Here is a 12,782-nt window from a genome sequence, read left to right on the forward strand (position 1 = left end):
CGGTGCGCTCCGCGCCCCGTAGGCCGTGCGGGAACACGGGTTCGGTGCAGCCCTGTGGGGGCGGGCAACAAGCAGGCTGGCTAGGAGGGGAGGGGTGCGTGTGGTGAGGCTGGCCCTGGGCCGGTGGGGGCGGGGTGTGGGGGTGGGCGGGGGTGGTCGGGTTGGGGTGTGGGACGGGTCGGGGGTGGGCGGTGTGCGGTGGGGGCGGATCGGTTTCGGACAGTTCCGGTCGTGGGGGTAGTTCGGAGGTGCGTCAATTTTGAGACTGCGCTAACCTCTGGACTCAGACACCACCCCCGGAGCACACCCGCCCGGGGCGCGCATCGTCCCGGGATGGGGGAGCGTCACAATCATGGTGGCCGTAGTCGAGAACGAATCAGAGCGCGAAGAATTGGTTATGGACCCGCTGCCGCATCAGATTGAGGCGTCTGACGCGGCAGCGCGGAAACTGGAATTGCCGCCGGGTCGGGAAATGCCCGCGCAGGGTCTGCGGACTCAGGTCATCGCGGCTACCGGTTCGGGGAAAACCTTTATGGCGGTGCTGACCGCAAGGAAGTTGCGGGCGGGCCGTGTTCTGGTTCTGGTCCCGACGTTGGACCTTCTGGCACAGATGGCGGCCGCATGGCGGGCCGGCGGCCGTACAGGCCCCTTCTACGGGATCTGCTCACTTCGGGGTGAGGATGCGCCCGGGTTCTCATGCACGACGGACGTGGACGAGCTGGTGGAGTGGACGGCCGGCCTCGAGCGGGTGACGGTGTTCGCCACGTACGCCAGCGTGGGTCTGGGGACGCTCCAGCGGGCCCATGCGGCGGGTCTTTCTCCCTGGTCGCTGGTGGTCGTGGACGAGGCCCACAGGACCAGTGGCCGGGGCAGCAAGCCGTGGGCGGCGATCCACGACAACACCAAGGTGCCGGCCGACCGCAGGCTCTACATGACCGCCACCCCGCGCGTGTGGGAGGCGGCGGAGGCCGAGGAAGGCGGCGGCACTCCGGTGCTGGTGGCCAGCATGCAAGACGACCCGGACGGATTGTTCGGCAGCGTGGCGTACAAGCTGACGCTCTCGACCGCCCGCAGTCTGGGCCTGGTCGCGGCCTATCAGGTGGTGTGCGTCGACGTCACCGACCCCGAGCTCCAGGCGGCCGCGCTGCTGGGGATCAGCAACCGGTCGGACAACGTGCGCGGAAGCCGGCTCGCGGCCCTGCAGACCGCCGCGGTGAAGACCGCAGCCGACAAGGGCCTGCGCAGGATGCTCACCTTCCACTACCGGACCAGCGAGGCCGAAGCGATGGCGGCCGGGGTGCCGGCGGTGGCCCGCAGGCTCTACGAGGACGACGCGACGACCTACCCGGAGCCCGAGCGGGTGTGGGCGGACTGGCTGTGCGGGGAGCACAAGCCGAAGCGCCGCAAGGCCACGCTGGCCACCTTCGCCGACCCGGTCGGCGAGCGGCACGACGGCGACCTGGTCCCGATGCGGCTGCGGCTGCTCAGCTCGGTTCGCGTGCTCGGAGAGGGCGTTGACACGCCGGGTTGTGACTCTGTGTTCTTCGGTGACGTGCGCGGTTCCGCCGTCGACATCCTCCAGATCGTCGGCCGGGCCCTGCGGATGAAACCGGGAGAGGGCAAGGTGGCGTCGTTGGTGGTCCCCGTTTTTTTGGGGAAGGACGAAGACCCGGACGCCATGCTCACGTCCAAGGGGTACAACTCTCTGGCCAAGGTATTGGCTGCTCTGCGTAGTCACGACACTGAGACCATCGAGCAGCTGGCGGAAGAGCAGTCCACCAGCCGCTACCGGAAGCCCACAGCCGCCGAGCGCGACGCGGCCGGGCGGGGCGAGGAACGCGGCACCTCCGCCCCCGCGCAGAGCCTCCTGTCGTTCTCCACCCCGCGCGATCCGGCGATTCTGGCGCAGTTCATGAACCTGCGGATTCTCCGCCCGGAAAACACGTACTGGCGTCAGGGAGTCCAGGCAGCGACCCGGTACGTGAAAGAGAACGGGGATCTGAAAGTCCCGTACGGCTTCACCACGCCGGAGGACTGGCAGCCCGCTGATTTCCCGCTGGGAACGTGGATCGCTGACCAGAGGCGGTTTTACAACGCGGGCGAGATGAAGCCCGCGCGCGCCAAAGAGCTCGAAAACTTGCAGATGGTCTGGTCGCATTGGGACGTCGCTTTTGCCGAGGGACTGTCAGCAGCGCAGGGGTGGGCGGCCGCGCACGGGCACTTCCTCCCGCCCACCACGGCGGTCTTCAACGGGCACCCGGTGGGGGTGTGGGCCAAGAATTTGAGGACGGCGGGGCGCAGGCTCGCGGAGATCGAGGCGCGGCGCGAGCAGGGGCTGCCGGTCGGCTCCACCACGGGCGCGCTGACCGAGGAGCGCCGGGACGCGCTGGAGGCCATCGACCCGTCGTGGTGCCCGGCCTGGCCGGTGGCCTGGCAGCGTTGCTACAAGCTGTGCAGGGGCGTCATCGAGGCTGGCGCCGCGCTGCCGGGGCCGGGCGAGGCCACGGTGCAGGGCGAGGACCTGGGAGCGTGGGTCCAGGCGCAGCGCCTGGGCTGGGACGCGCTGCTGCCCGCGCAGCAGTGGATGCTGGAGATGATGCTCGGCATCGGCCCGGCAGACCCTGACGAGAGGCCGCCAGCGGCCCGTACGCAGGCGGACAAGTGGGCGGCGAACGTTCGGGCCGCCCGGCAGTTCCACGGCCGCGAGGGGCACCTTCAGGTGCCCCGGAAACACGTCGAAATGGTGGACGGTGTCGAACACAAACTCGGCATGTTCGTGGACAACGCCAGGCGCCGGGCGGACAAGCTGAGCGAGCAGCGCCGCCAGGAGCTGACCGAGCTGGGGATGCGCTGGGCCAAGGAGGAAGCGTGACGGGCACGCAGCACGACGCGTACGGGGAAGAGCTGGCCCGGATCAGTCGGCACCAGGGCGAGGCGGTGACCGCGCGGCTGCGGCTGTTCGAGGTGCTGGCCACCGCCGGGGTGACGGCGGCGGAGGCGGACGTGCTGGTCTCGCGGCTGGAGGCCGGGGCGGTTGCCGGGGCGCACACCTGGGTGTCGGAGAGCAGTGCACTGCACGGGTCGCAGCAGCCGTTCGAGGACGGCTGGTTCGCCGGTGTGCGGGCGGTGTCGAGCTATCTGCTGCGCATCGCCGACGACGCTGCCGCTCAGCGCGGCCGGGCCGCGTCCAGCGCCGAACTGCGCGCCCACCTCCGGGAGCCAGCCGGGCGGGCGGTGCAGCCGGCTGCACCGCCCGCGGCCCCGGCTGGGTCGGCTCTGGACCCGGCGGAGGTCTTGGCGGCGGCGCTGCGGTGCACGTGGGCCCTGACCACCCCGGACCAGTTCTTCACCACCGAGGCGTCCAGCGAGATCCTGACCGTCGCGTTGTCCGCGGTACGCGAGGAAGAACACGACGGCTACGTACAGCGCCTGGAGGCGTTCGCCCACCGGCACCGCGAGCGCCTGGAGAAGCTGCTCCGCACCCACGGGCCCGGCAGCGCGCCCGCCGCACACGGCCGCTACGCCCTGGTCGGCCAGCCCGAAACGCTCGTGGTCTGCGAACGGATGGAGACCGCGCGGCTGCTGCTGTACGGGCTGTGGGAGGGCGAGCTGGAGGACGTCCTGCTGGACGACCTCGCCTACGTCTGGGGTGTCCGCCGCCCCACCCGGTGACCACCACACGCAGCAGCGCGGCCGGGCCGGGACTCCGAGCAGGGAGCCCCGGCCCGGCCTGTGTGTGCCGCCGTGGCTGTCCCGTTGACACGAGGTGGCCAACCCGGCCCGGCTCTGCTGACACCAGGCAGCCACGGGCGGGCCCGCTGTCATCGGTGAGAGATTCGCTGTCCCAAGGGTGAGATTCACTCCCGGGTGTCGTCCAGCGCCTGGACCAGGCCGCGCAGCGGCATGTGGCCGCCGGCCCTGTGCCAGACCGGGCCCTTCGGGCCGTGGGCGGTGAGGTCGTCCAGCATCGCCAGCAGCAGCGGCACGCTGCCGGGCCCGGTGTGGAAGTCGAGGAAGCTGTGCTGCCAGTGCTCAGCCGTCAGATTCAGGACGCGGTTCATGCGGCCCGCCAGCGCGGTGCGGCCGGCCCCGGTGAAAACAAGGGCCACCGGCGGCGTGCCCGGGCGGCCGGTGGGCGGGAAGAGCGTGCGCCAGTGCAGCTTCTCCACCTCCCCGATCATGGCGTTGTGCCGCTTCCCGTCGTAGACCGGGCGGGCGAAGTACTGGTCGTAGCGGGCGAGTTTCTCCGCGACCCGCTCGGGTGACTCCGTGCCCCGGTCGACCTCGATCATCAGCACCGGCACCCCGGCCGCCGGGGCGCGCAGCACGGCGTCGACCCGCACCGCCGCCTTGCTGCCCGACGCGATCGGCAGGTGCGTCTCGGTGCGGAACGCCCCGATGCCGCAGATGCCCGCGGCCGTGCCGGGAAGCGTGCCGCCGCGGACGAACGCGGTGACGGTCTCGTTCACGGCCATCGCGTGCTTCGCGCCGCCCCGGGCCACCCCGCGGGCCAGGCCGCCGTCGACGCCTTCCTCGAGGATCTGGTCGGCGTAGTCCAGGCCGGCCGCCGTCAGCCGCCACAGTTTCTGCGCCGCCGGACCGCTACGGCCCGGGGCGCCGATCCGGCCCCGGGGTCCGGCGGTGTTGCCCTCGGAGACCACCAGGCCGTGCTTGGCCAAGTCCAGCAGCGCGTTGCGGATCGACTTGTTGTCGGTCAGGTGCGGGCGGACCAGTCGCATGATCTGTGTGGCGGTGGCGACCTTCAGCGCCCCGAGCACGGTGATCGTGTCGTCCCGCTCCGGTGACGCCGACCCGTACGGGTACAGCACCCGCTTCGGTTTCGGCTTCCCCGGCTGTTCGGCCTCGGTCTGCCCATGCTCCTGTGTCTGGCTCACGCCTGCCTCCCCGCTTGCGGTGATCAGGCAGTCCAGTCTCGCCCGGCCCACCGTCAAAGCAGCGTCAGCGCCCGCCTGATGGGCCCGCAGCGCCCTGCTGCTCCGGCTTCCCCGGCCGACGCACACAGCGGCGGCCTGCGCCCCGCCAGGGCCGCCGGAGGCACACGAAGCCGCCCGTTAGCCCCTCGCGCCTCGCCCACCACCCAGCCGCACCCGTCTCCTTTTCATCGGGTGCAGCAGGGGGTGGAGGGCAAGAGGGGATGTCGAGGCTTCCAGTGACATCACTACTTGCGGCCTGACCTGCGCAAACGCCCTGACCGGTGCCAGGTTGGCCGGTAGGAGGCGTGGCAGTGGTCCCGGAAGGGGCACCGGCAGGAGCCGTGTCGAACCGGCCCGGCCGGTCAGCCGGGGCGCAGGACCTCGTTGCGCAGAGCGCGCAGCAGGGTCAGGGCATCGTCGTTGTCGGCGTCGGTGAAGGCGTGGACCGCCCCCAGGATCGACATCCCGATGTGCTTGGCGGTGGCCAGGTCGTCGCCGGCCAGAACCGCCTGCTGACGCAGGGCTTCGGCCAGGAGGAAGGCCAGGCGGGCCTGCGGGTCGGCGTTGAGCTCCGCCAGCCGCGGGCCCGTCTCACCGGGGCCGGTCTCGGAGGTGATGCCGAACGCGGCGACCAGGATCCGCTCCAGCGTGTGCTTCCCGTACGCGGCCAGCAGCTTCGGAAGCGCCTTCTCCCCCGCCCCGCTCGCAGCCAGGACCGCCAGGCCGGTGTCGTTGTTGCCGACGACGGCCTCCAGCGCGGCCAGCGCCCGCAGGTGCTCATCGTCGGTCAGCTCGATGTCGTCGCCCATAGCCGGAGACCGTACGCGCCGCCCGCCAGCGTCAGAGCGCGAAGCGGCGAAACCACCCGACCGGGGGTGCGTACGGGGTAAGAGGGGAGATCCGCTCATCGGATCACTGGGGGGCCGGGAGCCGGTCCAGGCTCCAACCGCCTTCCACGGCGCCGGCGACCCGCCACACCGCCGCGGTCGGGCCGTGCGCGGCCAGCCGAGCTGTCGTGGTGGTGGCCACCACCAGGCGACGGTGCCGGACCGGTTGCCGGCCGGCTGCGCGGGCCAGGAACTCCGCCTCCCGGGTGGGCGGCGCCGCGCGGCGCGACGCCGGGGCGAACACCACCAGCAGCCGCGGGAAGTCCTGCTCGAGGTACGGCCCGGCGTAGTGCTCCTGCCAGTGCGAGCGCGGCGCCCTCGCGGCGTTCCCCCGCCCCGACGGCGGCGCGGTGCGGTAGGCGGCGTAGCGGTCCAGCTTCGCCAGCACCCGCGCGTACGACATCGTGCCGCGGTCCAGCTCCACGAACGCGAACGCTCCCGTGGCGAGCAGCACCACGGCGTCGGGGATGAGCGGGCCGGCCGGGGTCGGGTGCGCGGCCTCCAGCTGCCAGTCGCCCGCGTCGGCGGCGCCGGAGCGGTGGAAGGCCAAGGCGGTGTCGACCAGGGCCAGGCCGTGCTCGCGCAAGCCCGTCTTCGCCGCCGCCTTCCTCCCCGTCGTGCGGCCGCCGGCGGAACCGTTGAACGCGGGCAGCAGCCCGGAGGCGGCTGCTTCCGCGAGACCGGCGGTCGTGCAGAACCAGTACGACTGCTGTGCCCGCTGCACCCGGCCCACCAACGGCGGCTTCTCCGCGGCGAGGTTCCGCAGGGCGCGGCGCACGTAGTCGGTGCCCTCCTGGTGGTCCAGGAGCAGCGCACGCAGCTGCTCGGGTTCGGCCAGCCGCAGCCGGGCCAGCGTCACCAGCACCTCGCCGCGGATCTCGGCGCCCGCCCGCGCCACCCGTCGGCCGCGCCCCGCCGCCCCCCGGGCAGGCCCCGAAGAGGAGAACCCCTCCTTCTCCGAGCGTTCAAGGGCGGGAGAAGAGGTGTCGCAGTCCTGCGGAACGGGCGGACAAGGGGTGTGAGCAGGAACGATGCCCGCCGTCGGCGGGAGGGGTCCGTGGCTTGCCACAGGGCCCGGCGTGTGGCCGGCTGCGGGGCTCGCAGTGACCGGGGGCCCGGCGGTCGCGCTGCGCGGGCGGGTCGGATCGGTCAGGTCCATCAAGGACGCCTTCCAGGTGCGGGGCGGACAGAACTCCGCCATCACCTGCTACAGGCCCGAAACGATCTTCCCGTGTGACAGTAGTCCTTGAGGAATTTCGCCCACCAGCCCGACCAGCCCCGTTACGCCGCTCATCAAGTGGACTGGACGATGACCCCGCCAGCGCGAGCCACGTACTGCCCCGCGCGGACGTCTGTCGCCGCGGTCAGGCGCTCCTGGAAGTCTGGTAGCCGTCGACCGGCTCGCCGTCGATCTCGAACGCCCACTGATCGAGGGGAGCCTCGCTCAGCGCGGCCGTAAGACTGCTGAGCAGCTTGGCGCCGACGGGGATGGGGCCCGTGAGCGAGGCCGCTGGGTCGACCGGGTACTCCACTGACCAGTTCGTGTGTGCCATGCGAAGGACAGTAGCCCGCCGACTCGGCGCGAGGAACAGCGTTCCACGACGCCCGTTTTCACCTTGTCCACCCCCTTGACCACACCAATTGCCCGTTCCTGGCCCTCCCGCGACGTTCCACACCCTTACGTCCCAGTTCGCAGAGGGGCGCGGCCGACCACGGCCCGGCGTGGTCAAGGGGGTGGTCAAGGGGCCAGTGCCGCATGGGCTCCGTGGCGCGGCCCCTATCCGGACGTCACACCCGTCACACACGCCTCAATTTTGTTCATTGACGCCGGGAAACGCCGGCTTCTGTCGCGGGTGGCCTACGGGCGGGGCAGCAACCGGCCCCGCGTACCCGACCGAAGGAGACGGCCATGAGGCGCAGCCCCCGGACCAGCCACCACATCGACCACCTGACGCGGCTGGTGGACAACCTGCTGGACGACCTGGCCGCACGCGGCCGCCCGGCGCCGACCGCACCCCAGATCCGCACGGCCCTGCGGGAACTCCAGCGCAGCCGCCGCTCCCGCCGGCGGCCGAGCGCCCGCCGGTAGCCGCACTGTTCCATCACGCCCTTATTGCCCAATTCCCCGCCCATACCCACCGTTCCCCACCGTTCCCGACCGATTCGCGCAGCCCAAGGGCGTGCGGGTGAGCAGCCGGAGGGGTCGCTCACCCGCACGCCCGGGTCGCCGCTTTCCAGCGTTCCGGGGCTGTGACCTGCGGTAGTGATGTCCGTGGAACGCGCGGCGGGTCCGGGGGAACGCACCGTTCCACCGTGGAATCGAACGGGGAATCGAACTAGGTTGGAGGAGTGAGCGACGACCAGGACCAGGAGCACGGCGTGGGGCAGCCGGCTGCGCTGCCGCAGGCCGACGGCCCGCTGGTCGACGTGACCCTCCCCGACGGGCAACACCTGTTCGCCGTGGTGAAGTCCCGGATCAGGGAGCCGGACGGCTGGTGGTACGCCCTGCAGATCCACCTGCCCAGCCAGGGCAGCGAGCGGGGCCGGCTCCTGGTCTTGCCCGCGCCGGTCGACTTCCGCGCCCCGGCATCCCTGTGCCAGCCGATCGACGGCCAGCCCTACGACCAAGTGCCGACCGTCCAGGCCCGGGATCACCCCGGCCTGGAAGGTCGAGGAGAAGGTGTACTTCACCGGCGACGTCGGCCCGGCCCGCATCGTGCACCGCGGCGACTGCCGCGCCGCCCGCGACCTCACCCGCCCCGCCAGCACCGAGTAGGCCCGCGCCGTTCTCGAGCGCGACGACGCCGCACCCTGCCCGCTGTGCCGCCCGGACCGCCCGCTGCGCAGGGCCGCGTAGCTGCGGGTGCTGTCAGTCGTCGTCCAGGGCCGGGAGCTGGAGACCGTCCGGCAGGGCTGTGATGGCAGCCTGGCCGTACCAGGACCGCGCCCACCGCAGGACCACAACACGGCGCAGCCGCCACTCCGCGCAGTCCTGGGAGAGGACTTCGTCGCAGAACGCTTCGCGCAGTCGGATCAGGACGTCGTCCTCCAGGCCGTCGTCGACGGAGATGCCGGCCTTGACCGGGTCCCCCAGTTCCAGGGCGTCCGCGAGGATCGCGGCGGCGGCCCGGCTGGTCCCGTTGCCGTTGTAACCCCACGCGAAGTCGCCGTACGGGCCGGACTCCAGCTCCCGCAGCACAGTGACGTCCTGCCGTTCCGTGGGGCCGAACTCCGGTTCCTCCACCCAGATCCGCCCCGGTTCCCACGCTTCGTCAGGCTGATTGCGCTGCTTCTCCGGCCCGAACTGCAAGCCGTGGTAGGTCCAGTCCCGGTACGCCATGGCGTCCCCTCCCTCGTCGCGTCGAACGAACCGAGCCAGCCTGACGCAACACAGCGTCCACCAACAGACCACCCCGCGTGACACAGCGCCCAGAAGTGACCGCGCCGCGGCGGTCTCGTTGAGCAGACGGTGCCGCTCGAAGCGCTGCGACGGTGCCCCGGCTGAAACGCACCCCGCACGCCGTGAGGCGGGAAGTAGGCCCCAGCTGCTCCGCGGCATCGCAGCACGCCGTTGTGGCCTCCTGGCCACGCCGCAGATCACGGCGGCGGCACCGGAGCCGGAAGGTTCTCCATGTCCTCTCACGCACGCCACAACGACGCCCGCCGCTACCAAGACGCGTTCGGGGTCTCCCACGCGCAGGCGCTGCGCCAAGTCCGCCAGCAGCTCCCGCCCGCCCGCGGCGCCTCCCGCGCGGCGACCGCCCCGGTGTGGGACGGCCAGGCAGTGCCGCCGGTGCTGCTGGTCGCTCAGGCCGACCTCGCCCGCTGGGCCATCAAGCACCTCAACGAGGTGATCGCGCTCGGACAGCGACTCCCCCACAACCTGTGCGAGTGGGCCCGCCTGTCCTCCTACGCCATGACCGACGCCCACGCCTACACCCAGATGATGGCCGGCACCAACGGCGCCTTCTTCCAGATGCTCGGCTGGGACGACGACCGGATCCGCCGCCACCTGCAGGACTGCGACGCCGACCGCTACGTCACCATGGACGCCGTCGCCCACGCAGCCGGCATGTTCGGCCAGCCGGTCCCGCCGGGCCTGGACCTCACCAGCTGGTGGACCATCGGCGGCCAATACGCCGCCGAACGCTCCTGATCCAGGCCGCCTGTGCGGCGGCGGGAAGCACTTCGCCGCGTGCTGCGGACATGCAGATGCTCCCGGTGCTGGGCACCGGGAGCATCGAAGAGCAGGGCCGCTCGCTCAGCCTTGCCGGGTCTCTCCGGGGCGGTCGACCCGGGTGACCGCGGGCGGGTCGTCGCTCTTCTTCTCCGTGCCGACGAGTGCCGGGTTGGCGAAGGTGTCAGCGAAACTCTGCTGCTGAGCCGGTGGTGGCGGAGGCGGCGGCGGTGCCTGACCGGCTCCCTCGTTCTGTGCTTCGCTCATGGTCACCAGTGTGGACCATGAGGGCGACAGTCGACAGGACAAGGCCGACGGCCACCGCGCACAGGCTGACCGTCCAGCACGTGCCCTTGCGGTTCAGCCGCGCACGGTTTTCAACGAAGATCCCCGAGCGCGTAGCGGCGAGCTGCGCCAGGGCCTGCGCCTTGGTATGGCGGACATTGTGCTCAAGGACCTTGTCCGCTTCCAGGTCCTTGTACTCGGCAACGCGGAACGCCATCACTCCCGCCACCAGCGCGACGGCGTAGGCCGCGAAGGCGATGCTGGCCAGGATCGGCTGCGGCTTGTGCGCGGCCAGGAACTGCGCGGCCGTGGCCACGAAGCCGACGACCACGACCGCCTTGGTGTCGACCTTGCCGATCGAGTCCGACTGGCGGGCCAGACGCGCCGCCATCTCGTTGTTGATCAACTCCAACGTCTGGACCTGATCGTCCAGCTCCTGCTGCGTCATCGTCATGCCCGGCGAGCGTAGTGACCTGCACCGACACCGCGACCGGGATCCGTCCGGTGCCGCCCGTACAAGCACACAGCCCTGACTGCTCGACGGGAATCGTGTTGGTGAACGCCGGCGCGGCGCCTACGGTCCTGCTGTGACTACGCACGATGTTCCCGCATCACGGCTGCTGGGAGTCCCGAAGGAGATAGTCCACGAGTCGGCGCGCACCCTGCGCCACGCCAGGACGTCGCTTCTCGACTTCGCCGGCAGCTTCCCCAATCCCGTGCCAGCCGGGAGCACAGCCGCCGTGGACGAAGGGTGGGTGTCGGCATCCGATCACCGGCAGCGCGCCGCGCGGCGTCGGCTGCTTTCCTGGGGGACCTGGTCCACGTCGGTGGTGCTGGGAAACGCCGCCGACCACGTTCTGGCCATGGAGCGCGCCCTGGTGGGCGAGCCGGTGTCGGTCTGGCCGCTGGTCTCTCTATCGCGTGTGGTGATGGAGGGATGCGTCAGGATCTCCTACCTGCACGAGGGTGAGGTCTCCAGTGAGGCCCGGGCGGCCCGCATCGCCGCGGCGTGGCTGGGCAGCATCCAGCAGCACCTGACCGCATCCAGGGAGTTCCAGCCGGACGTCACGCTGCCGAAGGCAGAAGCGGCCTGGCGTCAAGCGGAGCGGACCGTCACGGGCGCCGGCGCGACGCTGGGGCTGGACAACAAGGGCCGGCCGAACCGGGTGCTGCTGAACGGCGTCACCTGCAACCTTGAACTCAACCTCGTGGACGCGGTCCGCAAGCGCGCCGCTCATCCGCCGGCCTGGTACCGCATCTCCTCCGCCGCCAGCCACAGCATCTCGTGGATGCTGCAGCAGGCCGTGGAGCTCAGCCCCGAGGGCCAGCTGTCCATGCACGCCGACCCCGACATCATCACCGCCGCCACCATCGCAGTCCTCGGCGCATTCGGAGACACCACCGAGACTCTCGGCAGCTACTACAGCCACCCCAAGACCCGCGACGCGGTCCGCACCGTCCAACGACGCACCGTGGCGGTCGTCAACCGGCAGCACAGGTGGCGCAAGCAGATGGAAGCCGACGTACAAGCCCTGACCGGCGGCTGATCCGCCCACCACCGTAACCGGGTGCGGTCCTCACCGGCGCCGGCCTGCTCAGGCCGTAGGAGCGGAGCAAGGATAGAGGTGTGTGGTCTCCCCCGAAACCGTGCGGTGGTTCGCCTTCCGCCGCGGCGTGGCAGCGATCATGTCTGGGTCGGATCTTCGCGGAGCCCGGACGGCAGCAGTTCCGCGTATTGCGCACGGATGTGGCCCAAGCCCTCTTCGAGGGTTGGATCGTGTTCCAGGTTGCGCGTGACGAATGCGAGACGGGCACGGTTTTCGTCTATGACGTCGCGCCAGCGACGTACGTAGGCACGTACCTGGGGCCGCCCCTGCTTCCGAGCCGGATTGAAGACGCGCCCAAGAGAGCGAGCGTCCTCGCTGATCCGGTTCTCAACGACGTCGTCCCAGTCCGTACCGACCAGGAGGAAGTCCCATTCGGCCCTCTCTGAGGCGAAAGCAGGGTTCTTCAGCACGACGTTCGCGTAGTCCTCCAGCTGATCGAGTTCCGGGCGCCCGAGGGTGACGTTCGGCGCCTTGAGCTCGACCACGAGATGACGGATGCGTTCGAACTCCCGCATCTTCACAGCCAGGTGGAGGTCAGTACGGCCAGACCGGCTGTCCCAGCGTTTGACCGGCTCTACCCCGGCGGTCGGCAAGCCCTCAAGCCGGAGGTGGTTGCGCAGCAGCTCGGTCAGGCCCCGCTCGCTACTCATCAGGTGGTAGGCCTCGCCGAAGATCCACAGTTCCCGTTCGAGCAGGCGGTGCAGATGGTCGCGTTCGCTCCTGCTCTGGCCGGGTCCCGGCGGTTGCACCGCGGTGACTGCCACGCGGTGCACGCCTCACCCGGTCCGCCACCACCTAGCAGGCCCGCGCTGCCCTCGAGCGCGACAATGCGGCGCCCTGCCAGATGTGCCGGCCCGGCCGGCCGCTGCGCAGGGCGGCGTCGCGGCCGGTC

The 12,782-nt window shown here is 71.1% G+C and carries 12 protein-coding genes; 5 read left to right on the top strand and 7 right to left on the bottom strand.

What is annotated here, in order from left to right; translation table 11 throughout:
* Positions 1 to 352: 352 nt before the first annotated feature.
* A complete protein-coding gene (locus ACFZAM_RS36885; protein ID WP_391052909.1) occupies positions 353 to 2,872 on the top strand; it encodes a Helicase associated domain protein in 2,520 nt (839 codons plus the stop codon).
* Complete coding sequence (locus ACFZAM_RS36890; RefSeq protein ID WP_391052912.1) at positions 2,869 to 3,672, top strand: hypothetical protein; 804 nt, start codon at positions 2,869 to 2,871, stop codon at positions 3,670 to 3,672. Before ACFZAM_RS36885 ends, ACFZAM_RS36890 begins: the two co-directional genes overlap by 4 nt.
* Positions 3,673 to 3,857: 185 nt before the next feature.
* Here ACFZAM_RS36890 and ACFZAM_RS36895 read toward each other — a convergent pair whose 3' ends face one another.
* The 4 genes from ACFZAM_RS36895 to ACFZAM_RS36910 all read right to left on the bottom strand — a co-directional run bounded on the left by ACFZAM_RS36895 (position 3,858) and on the right by ACFZAM_RS36910 (position 7,374).
* Positions 3,858 to 4,895, bottom strand: a complete 1,038-nt coding sequence (locus ACFZAM_RS36895; RefSeq protein WP_391052916.1) for a replication-relaxation family protein — start codon at positions 4,893 to 4,895, stop codon at positions 3,858 to 3,860.
* A 401-nt stretch (positions 4,896 to 5,296) separates the two neighbouring features.
* Positions 5,297 to 5,743, bottom strand: a complete 447-nt coding sequence (locus tag ACFZAM_RS36900) for a hypothetical protein (RefSeq protein WP_391052919.1) — start codon at positions 5,741 to 5,743, stop codon at positions 5,297 to 5,299.
* A gap of 103 nt (positions 5,744 to 5,846) precedes the next feature.
* Positions 5,847 to 6,719, bottom strand: coding sequence for a replication-relaxation family protein (locus tag ACFZAM_RS36905; RefSeq protein ID WP_391052922.1), 873 nt, complete (start codon positions 6,717 to 6,719; stop codon positions 5,847 to 5,849).
* Between the two features lie 466 nt (positions 6,720 to 7,185).
* A complete protein-coding gene (locus ACFZAM_RS36910) occupies positions 7,186 to 7,374 on the bottom strand; it encodes a hypothetical protein (RefSeq protein ID WP_391052924.1) in 189 nt (62 codons plus the stop codon).
* Between the two features lie 356 nt (positions 7,375 to 7,730).
* Between ACFZAM_RS36910 and ACFZAM_RS36915 the strand changes: the two genes are divergently transcribed.
* Positions 7,731 to 7,910 (top strand): hypothetical protein, encoded by a 180-nt coding sequence (locus ACFZAM_RS36915; protein WP_391052927.1) that lies wholly within the window; start codon positions 7,731 to 7,733, stop codon positions 7,908 to 7,910.
* Positions 7,911 to 8,690: 780 nt separating this feature from the next.
* Here ACFZAM_RS36915 and ACFZAM_RS36920 read toward each other — a convergent pair.
* Positions 8,691 to 9,161, bottom strand: coding sequence for a hypothetical protein (locus tag ACFZAM_RS36920; RefSeq protein ID WP_391052929.1), 471 nt, complete (start codon positions 9,159 to 9,161; stop codon positions 8,691 to 8,693).
* A 291-nt stretch (positions 9,162 to 9,452) separates the two neighbouring features.
* On the opposite strand from ACFZAM_RS36920, the gene ACFZAM_RS36925 reads away from it, so the two are divergent.
* Entirely contained in the window at positions 9,453 to 9,977 is a 525-nt protein-coding gene (locus ACFZAM_RS36925; RefSeq protein WP_391052932.1) for a hypothetical protein, read from the top strand.
* Between the two features lie 205 nt (positions 9,978 to 10,182).
* Here ACFZAM_RS36925 and ACFZAM_RS36930 read toward each other — a convergent pair whose 3' ends face one another.
* Positions 10,183 to 10,737, bottom strand: a complete 555-nt coding sequence (locus ACFZAM_RS36930) for a hypothetical protein (RefSeq protein WP_391052934.1) — start codon at positions 10,735 to 10,737, stop codon at positions 10,183 to 10,185.
* A 133-nt stretch (positions 10,738 to 10,870) separates the two neighbouring features.
* Between ACFZAM_RS36930 and ACFZAM_RS36935 the strand changes: the two genes are divergently transcribed.
* A complete protein-coding gene (locus ACFZAM_RS36935; RefSeq protein WP_391052937.1) occupies positions 10,871 to 11,830 on the top strand; it encodes a hypothetical protein in 960 nt (319 codons plus the stop codon).
* 137 nt (positions 11,831 to 11,967) lie between these two features.
* Here the strand turns inward: ACFZAM_RS36935 and ACFZAM_RS36940 are convergent, their stop codons facing one another.
* Positions 11,968 to 12,654 carry a hypothetical protein gene (locus ACFZAM_RS36940; RefSeq protein ID WP_391052940.1) on the bottom strand — a complete coding sequence of 229 codons (687 nt, stop codon included), beginning with the start codon at positions 12,652 to 12,654 and terminating at the stop codon, positions 11,968 to 11,970.
* Positions 12,655 to 12,782 lie beyond the last annotated feature (128 nt).

This window comes from Streptomyces sp. NPDC008079, assembly GCF_042957385.1.
Taxonomy (GTDB): Bacteria; Actinomycetota; Actinomycetes; order Streptomycetales; family Streptomycetaceae; genus Actinacidiphila.